A 15780-nucleotide genomic window follows, 5' to 3' on the forward strand; every position below is an offset into this window, starting at 1 on the left:
GCGCCGCGACGCCAGGGGGCCCGCGCCCTCAGCGTCGCGCGGAGGCCACCGCGTCCGCGTCTGGAGGCACTGGAAACACGGAGTTGTCATCCGCGCCCGGCCGGCCCAGCCCCTTGGAGATGGCGGGCGCGGACGCGGTCACCCGGCCCACGTAGAAGACCCCGTGGTAGCCGTCCTTGTTGGGCGAGTCCCAGACGTGCACGAAGAAGCGGTCCCCGTTGTCCTTCCCTTTCGCCTCCTTCACGCCGCAGTCCAGTGTGCGGCTGCGCTCGTCCGGCCCGCAGATCCACGCCGAGCCGCTGTCATAGGCCACGTCCAGCGCCACCACGTGCTTCAGCCGGTCGGACAGGAGCCGCCCCATGGGTTGGTACTGCTTGTCCCAGGGCAGGCCCTTCGCCGTGCGCGAATGGATGTTGCCACTCACCACCAGATGGAAGCGCGCGGGGCCGGCCTCCACCTCCTTCAGGACCGTGGCGGACAGGGCCTGCTCACGCTGCTGTCCCGTCAGCTTCGGGTGGTCATAGACGAACACCGCCACGTCCAGGCCCCGGACGCGCAACTGCCGCAACTGCTCCAGCATGTTCGCCACCGCCTCGCTGCCACGGCCGTCGGGGTACGGGCTGCGCCAGAACGGGGCCTCCATCAGCTTGAGCCAGTCCTCCTCGCCGCCCTGGCCGTGGAGGAAGGCGGTGATGCGCGCCTGGTTCTCCACCGGCAGCTCCAGCCCCACCGACACGGGTGTGCCCGCGACGGTGAGCTGGCAGGCGGCCTGCGCGATGAAGCGCGGCACCTGCTGCGTGCCATGCAGTTCTCCCAGCAGCAGCACCCCACCCGCCTTCGCCTGGGCCTTCAGGCCGAGGATGGGCGCGCCGCACTCGGTGAACGCGGGCGCGGTCTCCGCCTCGGGCGCTTTCGCCACCGGTTGCACTGCCGTGCGGGGAGCGGCCCCGTCCTTCGCCGCCAGGCCCGGCGCGATGGCGTTGAACACCCGCCACTCCATGGTCAGGTCGCGCGTGCCCTGCGCGGACTCCGCGAGGATGGCGTTCTCTCCGCGCGGCATCGAGAACCGGTCCTCGTCGTCTTCCACGCTGAGGCCGAGGCCACCTTCGAGCGTCTCTGGCCCCCCGGGCGCGGGAACGAGTCCCTGGCTGATATCGTCCAGCCGTCGGCGGTCCATGCCCATGTTGCGGCTCACGCCCCACTCCATCTCCTTGCCGGGCGCGGAGAGCGTCTTGTTCGCGCTGCGGGTGACGCGGATGATCCACAGCTTGCTCTTGGTCGGTGTCTCCCGCTTGCCCAGCACGAGATAGCGGTGCCAGTAGCCGGCGATCTTCGAGCCACCGAATTCCTCCTTCCATTCGGTCTGGAGCACCGGGCTGTCCGGGGCCTCACGGAAGCTCAGCTTCGCATCCACGAAGTACTGACGCACCGATGGCCACACCTCTTCCAGGGGCCGGTCGTAGATGGCCTCCCGTCCCATCAGGTCCCAGTCCATAGGACGCGCGGCGCATCCCGCCGTCAGGAGCAGCGCCAGACAGCCCACGTTCAGTATCGAGCGCATTCGCGGTGCCCCCTTCGTGGCATTCATCAAAGACCCGACGCGGGCGACGGCGGGGGCGGCGCGTTCGGGTTCCCCAGGCCCTTGTTGATGGCGGGCTCGGAGGCCGTCACGTGGCCCACGTAGAAGACGCCGTGGTAGCCGTCCTTGTTGGCCGAGCTCCAGGCGTGCATGAAGAAGCGGTCGCCGTTGTCCTTCCCCTTTGTCTCCTTCACGCCGCAGTCCAGCTTGCTGGTCCGCGGGTTCGCCGCGCAGATCCACGCCGTGCCGCTGTCGTAGGCCATGTCCAACGCGGTGACGTCCTCGAGCTGGTCCTTCAGCAGGTAGCCCATGGGCTTGTACTGCTTGTCCCAGGGCAGGCCCTTCGCCGTGCGCGGATGGATGTTGCCGCTCACCACCAGGTGGAAGCGCTCCGGCTTCGCGCTCACCTGTGCCAGCACCGTCTTCGTCAGCGCATCCTCGCGCTGCTGACCGGAGAGCTTCGGGTGGTCGTAGACGAACACCGCTACATCCAGGCCCTGCGCTCGCAGGTGGCGCAGCTGCTCCAGCATGTTCGCCACCGCTTCGCTGCCACGGCCGTCCGGATACGGGCTGCGCCAGAAGGGGGCCTCCATCAGCTTGAGCCAGTCCACCTCGCCGCCCTGGCTCTGGAGGAAGGTGGTGATGCGCTCCTCGTTCTCCACCGGCAGCTCCAGGCCCACCGTCACCGGCATGCCCGCCGTGACCAACTGGCACACGGACTGCGCGATGAAGCGCGGGACCTGCTGCGTGCCGTGCAGCTCGCCCAGCAGCAGCACCCCGCCCGCCTTCGCGAGCTTCTTCAGGCCCAGGATGGATTGGCCGCACTCGGTGAACGTCGCCACGGCCTTCGCCACGGGCGGCTCCGTCTTCGCCGGCTGCGTCTTCGCGAGCTTGGGCATGATGCCCCGGAACACGCGCCACTCCATGGTCAGGTCGCGCGTGCCCTGCCCCGACTCCATGTAGAAGGCGTTCTCTCCCATGGGGAAGGCCAGCCGGTCCGCGGCGTCCTCGGCGCTCAGGTTCACGGAATCGCTAGATTCAGAGTCAATGGTCCGGCCAGCGGTGGTGCCCCAGTCCAGCTCCTTCCCGGGCCGGGACAACGTCTTGTTCACCGACTTGGTGATGCGGGTGATCCACAGCTTGCTCTTCGTCGGCGTCTCCCGCTTGCCCATGACCATGTAGCGGTGCCAGTAGCCGGCGATCTTCGAGCCGCCGAACTCCTGCTTCCACTCCGTCTCCAGCACCATGCTCCCGCGGTCCTCGCGGTAGGGCAGGTTCGCCTCCGTGAAGTACTCACGGACCGACGGCCACATCTCCTCCAGCGGCACGTCGTAGATGGCCTCGTAGTCCGGCGTCTCCAGGTCCTGCCGTCCGGCGCAGCCCACCGCCAGGAGCAACGCCAGCCATCCCACTTTCACCATCGAGCGCATCCGCAGTGCCTCCCTCTCCGATGCACGGAAGAACGCTGCGTGGGGCGTGGGCATATCGAATCCCCGCGAAAAGCCAGAGGCCGCGCGGGCCACCGGCTCCGGTGACTCGCACGGCCTCTGTGCTGCTCCCTCGGGTGCTGGCTACGGAGCGGACGCGGGCGCCGCGTCCGGGTTCCCCAGGCCCTTGTTGATGGCGGGTTCGGACGCCGTCACATGGCCCACGTAGAAGACCCCGTGGTAACCCTCATTGTTGGCCGAGCTCCACCGGTGCACGAAGAAGCGGTCGCCGTTGTCCTTCCCCTTCGCTTCCTTCACACCGCAGTCCAGCTTGCGTCCCTGCGTATCCGCCGCGCAGATCCACGCCGTGCCGCTGTCGTAGGCCATGTCCAACGCGGTGACGTCCTTGAGCTGGTCCTTCAGCAGGTAGCCCATGGGCTTGTACTGCTTGTCCCAGGGCAGGCCCTTCGCCGTGCGCGGATGGACGTTGCCGCTCACCACCAGGTGGAAGCGCTGTGGCGTTGCCTTCACCCGCGCCAGCACCGTCTTCGTCAGCGCATCCTCGCGCTGCTGACCGGAGAGCTTCGGGTGGTCGTAGACGAACACCGCCACGTCCAGGCCCTGGGCTCGCAAATGGCGCAGCTGCTCCAGCATGTTCGCCACCGCTTCGCTGCCACGGCCGTCCGGATACGGGCTGCGCCAGAAGGGAGCCTCCATCAGCTTGAGCCAGTCCACCTCGCCGCCCTGGCTCTGGAGGAAGGTGGTGATGCGCTCCTCGTTCTCCACCGGCAGCTCCAGGCCCACCGTCACCGGCATGCCCGCCGTGACGAGCTGGCATACGGACTGCGCGATGAAGCGCGGGACCTCCTGCGTGCCGTGCAGCTCACCCAGCAGCAGCACCCCACCCGCCGTCGCCAGCTTCTTCAGCCCGAGGATGGACTGGCCGCACTCGGTGAACGCCGGGGCTTCCTTCGCCCCCGGCGCCTTCGCCACCTGCTGCTCCGCGCTCACCGCCTGCTTCTTCGCGAGCTTGGGCATGATGCCCCGGAACACGCGCCACTCCATGGTCAGGTCGCGCGTGCCCTGCCCCGAGTCCACGTAGAAGGCGTTCTCTCCCACCGGGAAGGCGAACCGGTCCGCGTCGTCCTCCACGGAGACACCGTACGCGACGCTCGAGGACGCATCGCCCGGGGCCCCCGAGCCGCGCGCACTGGGAGGTCCGCCGAGCCCGCGGTCCGTGCCCCACTCCAACTGCCGCCCGGGCAGGGCCAGCGCCTTGTTCACCGACTTGGTGATGCGGATGATCCACAGCTTGCTCTTCGTGGGCGTCTCCCGCTTGCCGATGACCATGTACCGGTGCCAGTAGCCCGCGATCTTGGAGCCGCCGAACTCCTGCTTCCACTCGGTCTCCAGCACCAGGCTGCCCCGGTCCTCGCGGTAGGGCAGGTTCGCGTCCGTGAAGTACTCCCGGACCGACGGCCACATCTCCTCCAGGGGCATGTCGTAGATGGCCTCGTAGTCCGGCGTCTCCAGGCCCTGCCGCCCGGCACAGCCCCCCACGGCCAGTCCCATCAGCACCACCAGCGACAACCAGATACCTGAACGCATCCGCATCCTCCCGCACCCACAACGCGCCGACGGCGCCCCCCATATCGAACCGGGTCCCCGCCCCTACGGGTAGAGGCGCCGGGCCAGCTGCTGGAACGCCCTTCCGCTCTGCTCCGTCAGCGGATGGCGGCCGTCCCGGACCACGAGCCGGCCCGCCACGGCCACCTCGCGCACCGCGCCTCCCGCCGCGCCGAAGACGATGCCCGGCAGGAGCGACGCGGGGCTCGCGCCCACCAGCGACGGGTGGTTCACGTCCACCGTGAAGAAGTCCGCGGGGGCCCCCGGCGACAGCGTGCCCGTGCCCATCCCCAGGCTTCGCGCGCCCTGCACCGTGGCCATGTCGAAGAGCCGCGCCGCCAGTCCGTCCAGGGTCCCCGTTCCCGGGTCCAGCACCGCGCGGCGCAGCCGCACCAGCCGCAGGTGCTGCTCCAGCTGCCGCGCCTCGTCCAGCAGGTCCACCACCGTCTGGCTGTCCGAGCCGAAGCTCACGCGCGCCCCGGCCTTCACCAGCGCGTCCGCCGGCACGATGCCGTCTCCCAGGTTGCGCTCCGTGGACGGGCACGCGCACACCGTGGCCTCCGCGCGGCCCAGCAGCGCCACCTCTTCTTCCGTCAGGTGCACGCCGTGCACCGCCGTGAAGCGCGGCCCCAGCAAGCCCACGTCCGACACCAGCTCCACCGGACGGCGGCCGTGCTCCGCCAGGCACGCCTCAATCTCCTTCGGCTGCTCCGCCACGTGCATGTGGATGGGCATGCCGGCGGGCGCGGCGCGGGCCACCTGCGTCAGCCAGTCCCGCGACACCGCGCGCACGCTGTGCGGCGCGAGCCCCACGTTCACCCGCGCGTCGCCGCGCGTCGCGTGGGCCAGCGCCTCCGTGGTGGACAGGAACGTGTCCACGTCCGCGTCAATGAAGCGGCGCTGGCGTGGGTTCGCTTGCACGTTGAAGCCCGCGCGCGCGTAGCCCACCCGCAGCAGGCAGATGCGCAGCCCCACGTCCGTGGCCGCGCGGATGACCGCGTGCGCCAGCGCGTTGCGGTCCGCGTAGGGCGTCCCGTCCGGCTGGTGGTGCAGGTAGTGGAACTCGCCCACCGTGGTGATGCCCGCGAGCACCATCTCCAGGAACACCTGCCGGGAGGCGATGTGGATCTCCTCCGGCGTGAGCGCCTCCGCGGCGCGGTACATCGCCTCGCGCCAGGACCAGAAGTCGTCCTGTCCGCCAGCGGAGGCCACGTATTCGGTGCGCCCGCGGATGAGCCGCTGGAACGCGTGCGAGTGGCCGTTGACGAGCCCCGGCAACAGCGCCCGCCCCGCGAGCCGCTCCACGCGCGCGCCTTCCGGCACCGCGCCGAGGACCCGGCCCTCCGCGCTCACCGCCAGCGCACGGCCTTCGTGGAAACGACCTTCCGTGAAGAGGAAGTCGGGTTGGTAGACAGTGATGTCGCTCACGCGCGGCAGCGTATGCCACTTCGCTCCGGCGCGCGGCAGCGGCTTCAGGCGCTCATTTCGGCCGTGTCCATGAAGGGCAGACGGCGCTCCGCCCAGGGCCGGGTGCGCACCGCGTCGCGGATCCACGTGCCGTGGCGGCGTTCGTCCTCGCGGTGCTGACGGATGAGGGCCTTCACCTCCGGGGACCACTCGAACTGGAGCGCCAGCTCATAGGCCCGGTCGAACAACTCCTCGTTGCCCAGCATGGCCCACAGCGTGGCCTCCGTGCCCATCAGCCCCGTCATGGCCGTCAGGCCCTTCATCGCGGAGCCCTTCAGGTCCGGGCGCAGCGTCACCGGCTCGCCCCCGAAGTGCAGGATGAGCGCGTTGAGGTCCTGCACGTGGCGCAGGTGGTCCGCGCGGAAGCTGTTGAGGCGCTCGCGCACCAGGGCAGGCCCGATGCGAGCGATGGCCACGTCATACGCGCCCACTGCGTCGGCATCGAGCTGGGCCAGGCTGTGCAGGCGAGCCACTTCGGACTTGTCGGCCATGGGTGCCTCCTTCAACCGGGTACGGTGAGTGCTCGGGCCCGAACAATGTGGGGATTCCTCCTCCCGGTTCCAACCACCCTTCCCGGTGCCATCCCTCCACCGCCCCCAGGGCAGGCGGACGGACTGGGCCCCCGTCGGAGGCTGTGGCCGAAAAATCAGGGGCCGGGTCCGCGAGGAGCGCCTGCCCTCCTGCCTGCCCACCAGCCAATGCGAGGAATTGCGCGCCCGCCCTCCTGTGCAGAGCGTTGGAGGGTGAAGACCTCCGACCCCCAGAGGCGGCTGCGCCGCTACCGGACGAAGCGCGACTTCCAGCTCACGCCCGAGCCATCCCCGGACGTGGTGACGTCGAAGTCGAGCGCGCCCGTCTTCGTCATCCACAAGCATGACGCCACGCGGCTGCACTACGACCTGCGCCTGGAGATTGGCGGCGTGCTGGTGAGCTGGGCCATCCCCAAGGGCCCCAGCCATGACCCTTCCGTGAAGCGGCTCGCGGTCCAGACGGAGGACCACCCGCGCTCCTACGCGGACTTTGAGGGCCACATCCCGGATGAGCAGTACGGCGGCGGGGATTCGCTGCTCTGGGAGTCCGGAACCTTCGAGGTCGTTCCACCCGGCGACGCCGCGGCGCAGCTGAAGCGCGGGCACCTGGAGGTCGTGCTGCACGGCGCGAAGCTCAAGGGGCGCTGGCACCTCATCCGCACGCGGCCGCGCGGCGGCAAGGCGCAGTGGCTCTTCTTCAAGGCGAAGGATGAATACGCCAAGGCCGGCTACGACGTCACCGTGGAGCGCCCCGAGTCCGTGAAGAGCGGCCAGGTGGAGACGCGAGGGCCTCACAAGCCCGGCGTGCCGCGAAAAAAGAAGCCCGCGGCCCCCGTGCGCAAGGCCTCGAAGAAGCCGGCCCGTCCACCGTCGACGCCAGAGAAGCTGCTGGAGCGCGTGTGGCCGCCCATGCTGGCGCGGCTGGCCGCGTCCGACGAGGTGCACGACGAGACGCACGCCTACGAGGTGAAGTACGACGGCTTCCGCGCCGTGTGCGCGCTCACGCACGGGAAAATCGCCTTCCAGAGCCGCCGGGGCAACGACCTGTCGGGCCGCTTCGCCCGGCTCACCGCCGCGCTGCGGGAGCTGCCCGCGAAGGACGTCGTCGTGGATGGAGAGATTGTCGCGCTCGACGCGAAGGGCCGCTCGCGCTTCCAGATTCTGCAGAACACGGAAGAGGGCGCGGAGCAGCGCTTCATGGTGTTCGACCTGCTGTGGATGGACGGCGAGGACCTGCGCGGGCTCCCCTACGCGGAGCGCCGCGCGCGGCTGGAGAAGCTGATGGCCGGGGCGCGGCCGCCCCTCCAGCTCTCCGAGAAGGTGGACCTGCCGCTGTCGCGGGGCCTGCTGGAGGCGCGGCGCAAGGGGTGGGAGGGGCTCATCGCCAAGCGCAAGGACGCGCCCTACACCGGCACGCGCTCCGGGGACTGGCTGAAGCTGAAGGTGGTCGCGGGCCAGGAGGTCGTCATCCTGGGCTACCTGCCCATCAAGAACGCGAAGGCGAAGTCGGAGATTGGCGCGCTGCGCGTGGGCGTGCGCGGCAAGGACGGCTTCCTCGACGTGGGCAAGGTGGGCACGGGCTACACGTCGAAGGACCGCCGCGAGCTGCGCTGGCTGCTGGACGCCACGCGCGTGAAGAAGCCCGCCGCAGTGGACGCGCCCACGAACACGGACACCGTCTGGGTGAAGCCGAAGTACGTGGCCCAGGTGAACTTCACCGAGTGGACGAAGGACGGCCGCCTGCGCCACCCCGTGTTCCAGGGCCTGCGCAGCGACAAGGGGCCGCGGGAGGTCGTGCGCGAACACCCGGCCCCCATCGAAGGCGCCGCACGCCGGGGCTCACGGCGAGCGCCGGTGCAGGCCGCCGCCCGCACCGCGAAGGCGCCCGCCATGAAGACGCCCCGCGGGAAGTCCCGACGCGCGCCGGAGGTGGCCCTCACGCATGGCGACCGCGTGCTGTTCCCCGGCTCCGGCCTGACGAAGGCGGACGTGTTCGCGTACTACGAGCAGGCGGCGCCGCTGCTGTTGCCCGTGCTCGCGGACCGGCCCCTGGCCCATCAGCAGTGGCCCGCGGGCATCCAGGCCCCGGGCTTCTTCCGGCACGAGCTGTCCGGCATCCCGCCATGGCTGCCCACGCTGCGCGTGCGCCACGAGGGCAAGACGCTGCGCCACGTGAACGTGAAGGACACGTCCGCGCTCCTATGGCTCGCCAACCAGTCCGCGCTCACGCTGCACATGTGGCTGTCCCACGCGCCCCGGCTGGCGCAGCCGGACTTCGTGGTGTTCGACCTGGACCCGGGCGAGGGGGGCTGGAAGGACGTGGTGAAGGTGGCCACCCTGCTGCACGCGCGCCTGGACGAACTGGGGCTCAAGGCCTTCCCGAAGACGTCCGGCAAGCGCGGCCTGCACGTGCTGGTGCCCCTGGCGCCGGGCCACACCTACGCGCGCACCCAGGCGTTCGCGGACGCGCGCGCACGCGAACTGGAGGAGGAGCTGGGCGACATCGCCACCACGGAGCGCTCCATCCGCGAGCGCGGCGGACGGCTCTACATCGACGCGGGCCAGAACGCGCGCGGCAAGACGGTGGTGGCGCCCTACTCCCTGCGCGCCGTGGAGGGCGCGCCCTTCTCCGCGCCGCTCGAGTGGAGCGAGGTGAACGGCCGGCTGGACCCGCACCGCTTCCGCCTGAAGACGCTGAAGAAGCGCCTGGAGGCCGTGGGCGACCTGTTCGCGCCCGTGCTCCGGGTGAATCAGGTGCTGCCGGACGAGTGAGCAGGCGGCTGACGCGCCGCGCCCTGAGCGGGTGTTTCCCGGAGGGGCGGCGCGTGCTAGTGCGGCGCCGCCATGTCGTCCGTGACCGTCGTGACCCCGGCCGCGCAGCCCGCGCCGCGGTGGAAGGTGTCCCTCGCCTACGCCACCTGCTTCCTCCTCTGGGGCTCCACGTGGGCCGCCGTGAAGGTGGGGCTGGAGGACCTGCCGCCCCTGCGCTTCGTGGGCGCGCGCATGCTCTTGGCCGGGGTGGCGCTGTTGCCCTTCGCGCGCTCGCGCGGGACGGCGCTGGGGGGCGGCACCGGGTGGCGCATCGCAGGGCTGGGCGTGCTCCAGTTGGCGGTGCCCTTCGGGCTGCTCTTCGTGGCGCAGCAATGGATTCCCTCCAGCTGGTCCGCGCTCCTCTTCTCCACCTTCCCCGTGTGGCTGCTGTTGGTGGGCCGCGTGGTGTTCCCGGACCAGCCGCTCACCGGGCGCAAGCTCTTCGCGGCGGGGCTGGGCCTGACGGGCGTGGTGGCGCTCCAGCACCAGGAGCTGGTGTCGCTCAGCTTCTCCGGACAGGTGCTGCTGGGCTGCGCGATGACGCTGTTCGCGGCGTCGGTGGTGGCGGTGGCCAACGTGCTGGTGCGCCGGCACATGACGCACGTGCCGCCGCACCTGCTGACGCTGGTGCAGACCTTGAGCAGCGCGGCGCTGCTGCTCTCCGCGTCCGCGCTGTTCGAGTGGAACCAGCCGGCGCACTGGACACCGAAGGCGATTGGCGCGCTCCTGTACCTGGCGCTGGGCGGGACGGTGCTCACCTACCAGTGCCTGTACTGGCTGCTGCCGCGCATCTCGCTGGCGGCGCTGGGCGCCATGGCGCTGCTGGACACGCTGGTGGCGGTGACGCTGGGCGTGGCGCTCCTGGACGAGCCGCTCACGCCGTCGCTGCTCGCGGGCGGCGCGCTCATCCTCACGGCGGCGGCGCTCGCCAACCGCGACGAGGCCCCGGAGGCGAAGGCGCCTCCGGAAGCCCCGCCCGCGGGGTGAATCAGAACGGCAGGGGCAGCGAGTACGCCGTGCCGTTCTGCGTGCCGGTGCGGTAGCTCCTCGGCGCGCCGATGACGGCCGTGGGCGGCGAGCCTCCGGAGCCAGGGACGACGGCGATGGACTGGCCCAGATAGGAGCGCTCCGCGCCATCGCCCACCACCAGCAGGAAGGGCGACAGCGCGCCGGTGGACTTCGCGCCACCGGCGAAGAGGAACGCCGCGCCGTCGCCGTCCGAGGCCACCGACGCGTTGGGCGCGCCCACCCACAGGTCCGGCACGTCGTCGCCGTTCAGGTCCCTGCCGCCCGACAGCGACGTGCCGAAGCTCACCGCGCGGGCGCGGTACGTCACGGGGATGGGCGTCAGCCCGTCGTTGATGGCGCCCACCACGGCCTCGCCGGAGGCCGGGCGCTTCGCGTTGATGGCGGCCACGTCGAAGAGCAGCACCGTGGGCTGGTTCACGCCCTCGAACAGGTAGTTGTTGGCCGTCACCGCGATGAAGTCGCGAGAGTCCCCCAGGAACCTCCCCGCGCGCGTGGTGGCCACGCCCAGGTTCATCAGCGCGATCTTCTTCTCCGGATCCCCCGCGATGCGCACCATGGACGCCACCGTGCGGGTACCACACTTCGAGCCGCTCGCGTCGTAGCCGTAGGCAATCACGATGCCCGAGTGCGCGTTGTCCGAGTAGCGCCACGCCACCTCGTCACAGCCGTCCCCGTTGAGGTCGCCCACCGTGGCGAGGGCGGAGGTCGCCGGCATCGTCGTATTGGCCCAACCGCCCTGATCCGCTGGAGGCGTGGCGGGCATGGGGTCGGTCGGCCAGGACCAGACCGGGTTGCAGGCCAGCGTCATCTTCGCGAGCGACGCGTCCTCGGGCGCGCGGCCCAGGAACACGTCGATGCCGCGGTCGCGCAGCACGGCCAGGTCCTGCTTGCCGTCGCCGTTGAAGTCGAAGCCGCCCACCACACCCCGCCCGATGGCGGTGCGCTTGCAGCGGGTGTTCGCCGCGTCGTGGCAGTCGGTGACCACGGACGGCGCGAACACGCGGTAGGCCGGCTTGAAGGTGCCGTCCGTCTGGCCCAGCGACACCAGCAGCCCGCCCAGCGACTGGGTGGCCGTCGTCATGCAGGCGTTCGCCACGTAGGGGTCGCGCTCCGTCGCGGCGGAGCTCGTGGCCGGGATGACGAGCCCCGTGGCGCCGGCCACCAGGTCCGGCCGGCCGTCGCCGTTGAAGTCCGTGAACGCCACGTCCACGCCCACGTTGCGGCCGCCGTGCCACGGAGAGCTGGCGCCCTCCCCCGACACGATGGCCTTCCCCGGCTCCGCGGTGTCGAAGGTGTACGCGCGGCCCACGTTCATGTCCGCGCCGTCGTTGTTGGGGCCCGGGCCGGAGAAGCCCGGCGAGCCCACCAGGGCCATCACCTTGTCGTTGAGGCGCGCGACCGCCACGGCCTCACCGAAGCGCTCCACGCTGGCCTTCGCCGTGACCTCCATGCCGCTGCGCGACCACTCCGCGAAGGACGCGCCGGCCTTGGAGAAGACATCCACGCGGCCGACGAACGCCCCCGCGGTGGAGGACGCGCGGCCGGAGAAGCCCGCCAGCACCGGGCCGGACGGCAGGTTCCACGCCGCGAGGCCCGCACCCAGCACCTCCGCCTTCGCCGCGCCGCCCAGCGCCGCGAGCGGCTTGTTCATCACGGTGTCCTTCGACAGGCCGGTGAGCGGATACACCAGCACCTTGCCCGCATTGCCCAGCGTGGTCGTGCCCGCCGTCACCGACGCGTAGGGCGCGCCCAGGAGCAGCTCCGGGCCTGCCGTGCCGTCCACATCCATCACCGCCCAGCTCCGGGTCGCGGTCATGCTTCGCGCGTCGCCATAGAAGCGCGCGTACGCGTTCGCCAGCGGCACCGTCGGCGGGTTCACCACCGCCGGGTCCGCCGCCAGCGTCGCGCCCCGCAGGTCGAACAGGTACGCGCCGCCCGCGTCCTGCGCCGCCGCCACGCCGCCCGACGTGCGCAGGTCCGGCGCGTCCGCCTTGTCCGCCATCACCAGGAGGAACGGGGGCCGGTTGCCCTCGCCGGGGATGGCGCCCAGGCGGAAGGTGCCCTCGCTGGCCATCGCCTCCACTGCGGTGTTGGACACCAGCACGTACAGGTCCGCCGCGGAGCGGTAGCGCGGCGCCGTGTCCCGCGCGAAGTACACCGCCACGGCCATCTGCTGCCCGTTGGTGGAGCCGTCCGCGTTGTAGCGGGTCAGCCGGTGCAGCGCCGCCAGGTCCGGGCGGCCGTCGTCGTTGAGGTCCGCCACCACGAGCGCCCGGCCCAGCTCCGTGGTGCTCTTCAGCATGAACTCGCCCGTCGACTTCAGGTCCTGGCCGCCCAGGCGCACCACCGGCAGGTCCGGAACGGCCTGTCCCCGGGTGAGGATGAAGATGTCGATGACGCCGCGCCGGCTGATGCCGGAGAGGGTGGACAGGTCCGCGCCGGGCGAGCCCACGAACAGGTCCATGTCCCCGTCGCCGTCCGCGTCCGCGATGGCCAGGCCCGTGCCGAACCCGCCGCGGCCCAGGCCGGTGAGCGCGGGCCGCAGCAGCGCGGGCGCCTGCCCCGACTTGAACGTGTAGAGGTACACCGCGCCCGAGTCACCGATGGTGACGTCCGCGGCCGGCGAGGACACCGCCAGGTCCGCGATGCCGTCGCCGTCCAGGTCCCCCGCGGCCATCATGTCGCCGAAGAGCGCGCCTTCCGTCTCACCCGTCAGCACCCAGGTGGGCTTCGAGGGCAGGCCGGACGCGCTGCCCCTGTAGATGAACACCGCGCCGCCCGTGGGGCGCGCCAGCTCGCTCTCGCGCTGGCCCACGGCCAGGTCCTGGATGCCGTCGCCGTCGAAGTCCGCGGTCACCAGCGTGGCCACGTCCGACAGCTTGCCGTGCGCCAGCAGGGGCCGCGTCAGCTCATCCAGCACGCGCACCGACACCGGGGCCACGTCGCCGGTGAAGGTGTCCTTCGCCTCCAGCACGATGGTGCCGGCCGCGCCCGCCTCCACCACGACGCGGCCGTTCACCACGGAGCCGGGGCCGGACTTCTTCGTCCACGTCACGGTATCCGAGCCGCCCGCCGTGCCCAGCGGCGCGGAGCTGCCGGACGGCACGCCCAGGTACAGCGGGTCGCCCACCAGCTTCGCGGCCTTGCTCACGGTGTACTGGAGCGCCACCGTGTCGCCGGACTTCGTGTCGCGCACCGTGAGGACGTCCTGCGCCTCCACCTGCCCCGCCGTGTAGACGCCCGCGTCGGTGAGCGTGGCGCCGGAGCCGTTGGTGGCGAGCGTGAAGGCCGCCGTGCCCACCAGCCCTTCGATGCGGATTTGAAAGGACGTGCCCGGCCGCAGCACCGCGCGCGCGGGCGCGACGCCGAAGCCGGCAATCACCTTCACCCGCACGCTGGTGGCGCCGCCGCACTGCTCATCCACCACCGTCAGCGTGTCCTCGCCCGGCGTGGCGCCCGCGACGAAGCGGTTGCCGCGCATGTCGCCGGAGGAGCCGCCCGCCTCCGCGCGGAAGGTGTAGTAGCCGCTGCCGCCGCCGGCCGTCAGCGTGGCCACGCTGCCGGAGCGCACCGTCGTGGGCTCCGCCGACAGCGTCAGCGGGGCCAGGCCCTCACAGGGGCCCACGTAGGGAAGCTGCTCGGCGGGCTTGGGCTCACCGTCACAGGCCAGGGTCAGCAGCGCGGCGAGGGGGGTCGCGCGGAGGAGACGTTTCATGGGGGGTGCCTCGGAAGCAGTCTTGAATCAGGAACGTCAGGGCAGCGCGCCGGAAGACACCCAACGCTGGATGAGGGCGATGCCCTGCGGATCCAACGGCCCGTCCGCGGGCATGCGCAGGTCGCGCACCGCCGCGTTGATGAGCTGGGCGTTGGACTTCCACAACTCGTAGGTGTTCAGCGGCCGGCCCGGGCTGGTGGTGTGGCACTTGGCGCAGCGGGCCTCGTGCACGGGGCGGATGTCGCGCGCCCAGCTGGGGACCGTGGTGAGCGGCTGGTAGACGAAGGGCAGCTGCCGTCGCGCCTCTGAACCGTCGTCGAAGCGGGACACGACGCTCAGCGTGTGGCCGCCCGGCGCCAGGGTGGAGAAGGAGAACGCCTTGAGCGTCTCGCCGTCCGCCTCCAGGCCGCCCATGCTGAACGCGGGCCCGGTGGCCTGGACCTCCTGGCCCTCCAGCTGGAAGTGGACGCTCTTCGGCGGAGTGCCCGGCGGCAGGCGGGCCTGGACCACCAGCCCGTCCTCCACCACCAGCATGCCCTGGTGCATGCCCGTCACGCGCGGCGCCGGCGTCTGGCTGATGGCCAGGGCCTGCTCGCCCACGCGCACCCACGCGCAGCCGCTCTCGTCCGCGGCCAGCAGCACCACCGCGCCGGACGGCAGCCCCTCCGCGGAGCCCCAGACCTTCGCGTCCGCGTCGTAGGTGAAGAGCCGGTCCCCGGCGCGGGCCCAGAGGTAGCGCCCCGCGCTCAAGAGCTGCTCGGGCAGGGCCGGCAGCGACACCGTGCTCCAGCCGTCCGTGTTCCGGCGCAGCAGGCGGGTGCTGGTGAGCACCCAGACCTCCCCCGCCGCGCCCGTGCCCGCGCCCAGCCCCGCGAGCGCGCGCACCGTCTCACCGCCCGCGAGCGGCGCGTCCGTGCCTCGCACCTGGTAGACGCCCGGCGCGGACGCCACCACCACGTTCAGCTTGCCCTCGCGCGCGAACCACAGCCCCGCGAGGCCGTCCTCCGCGGGCGCGGCCGTCATGGTGGTGATGCCGGTGAGCGCCTGCCCGGACAGCTTCAGCGACGCGAGCACGCCGCCTTGAATCTGGAACAGGCCCTTGGGGTGGGCAATCCACGCGGCGCCGTCCGCGGTCTGCGCGGTGGCGACGATGCCGGTGCCCAGCACCTCCTGCCACAGCGGTTCGATGAGCCAGCCCTGGTCCGCGAGGAACAGGCCACGGTCGGTCTCCACCAGGGCGCTGTGCGGCCCCAGGCGGAAGGTGGCGCGCACGGAGCCCAACGCCGCCGTGTTCCGCGGGTGGGCGGTGAGCGCGCCCCGGGTGCCGTCCAGCCGCAAGCGCACGGCCTCGCCCTTCGCGGTGGCGAAGATGCCGCCGCCGGACTGGTCCGCGAAGCCGGGCATCGCGGCCAGGGACTGCGCCGTGGTGACCTGGGTGGCCGTGAAGGCCGCGGGCTTCGCCGGGTCGCTGCCCGGCGGTGCGTCCTCGCCGCACGCGGAGGACAGCACCGCGGACATCAGCAGGAGCGAGGTGGGGAGGAAGCGCGCCACGGCGGGGGAACCGTGGCGCGGACGGGGACGCATGAGGGGAGTGCT

The 15780-nt window shown here is 71.6% G+C and carries 9 protein-coding genes; 2 read left to right on the plus strand and 7 right to left on the minus strand.

Annotation, left to right across the window (positions count from 1 at the left end; all coding sequences use genetic code 11):
* Positions 1 to 28: 28 nt before the first annotated feature.
* From D7W82_RS04570 to D7W82_RS04590, 5 genes are all read right to left on the minus strand, one after another.
* The gene (locus tag D7W82_RS04570; protein ID WP_120617152.1) at positions 29 to 1561 is read right to left on the minus strand and encodes a hypothetical protein; all 1533 of its coding nucleotides are present in this window, start codon (positions 1559 to 1561) and stop codon (positions 29 to 31) included.
* Between the two features lie 26 nt (positions 1562 to 1587).
* Positions 1588 to 3009 (minus strand): hypothetical protein, encoded by a 1422-nt coding sequence (locus D7W82_RS04575; RefSeq protein WP_120617153.1) that lies wholly within the window; start codon positions 3007 to 3009, stop codon positions 1588 to 1590.
* A 141-nt stretch (positions 3010 to 3150) separates the two neighbouring features.
* Positions 3151 to 4614: a hypothetical protein gene (locus tag D7W82_RS04580; RefSeq protein WP_120617154.1), complete on the minus strand. Its 1464-nt coding sequence runs from the start codon at positions 4612 to 4614 to the stop codon at positions 3151 to 3153.
* A 63-nt stretch (positions 4615 to 4677) separates the two neighbouring features.
* Positions 4678 to 6060, minus strand: a complete 1383-nt coding sequence (gene hutF / locus D7W82_RS04585; protein ID WP_120617155.1) for a formimidoylglutamate deiminase — start codon at positions 6058 to 6060, stop codon at positions 4678 to 4680.
* A 44-nt stretch (positions 6061 to 6104) separates the two neighbouring features.
* A complete protein-coding gene (locus D7W82_RS04590; protein ID WP_120617156.1) occupies positions 6105 to 6590 on the minus strand; it encodes a ferritin-like domain-containing protein in 486 nt (161 codons plus the stop codon).
* A gap of 252 nt (positions 6591 to 6842) precedes the next feature.
* On the opposite strand from D7W82_RS04590, the gene ligD reads away from it, so the two are divergent.
* Complete coding sequence (ligD, locus tag D7W82_RS04595; protein ID WP_120617157.1) at positions 6843 to 9401, plus strand: DNA ligase D; 2559 nt, start codon at positions 6843 to 6845, stop codon at positions 9399 to 9401.
* Between the two features lie 72 nt (positions 9402 to 9473).
* Positions 9474 to 10427: a DMT family transporter gene (locus D7W82_RS04600; protein WP_120617158.1), complete on the plus strand. Its 954-nt coding sequence runs from the start codon at positions 9474 to 9476 to the stop codon at positions 10425 to 10427.
* Position 10428: 1 nt separating this feature from the next.
* Here the strand turns inward: D7W82_RS04600 and D7W82_RS04605 are convergent, their stop codons facing one another.
* The gene (locus D7W82_RS04605; RefSeq protein ID WP_120617159.1) at positions 10429 to 14184 is read right to left on the minus strand and encodes a VCBS repeat-containing protein; all 3756 of its coding nucleotides are present in this window, start codon (positions 14182 to 14184) and stop codon (positions 10429 to 10431) included.
* Between the two features lie 36 nt (positions 14185 to 14220).
* Positions 14221 to 15768 carry a hypothetical protein gene (locus tag D7W82_RS04610; protein ID WP_120617160.1) on the minus strand — a complete coding sequence of 516 codons (1548 nt, stop codon included), beginning with the start codon at positions 15766 to 15768 and terminating at the stop codon, positions 14221 to 14223.
* Positions 15769 to 15780 lie beyond the last annotated feature (12 nt).

It is taken from the genome of Corallococcus sp. CA049B, from assembly GCF_003611685.1.
Lineage (GTDB): Bacteria > Myxococcota > Myxococcia > Myxococcales > Myxococcaceae > Corallococcus > Corallococcus coralloides.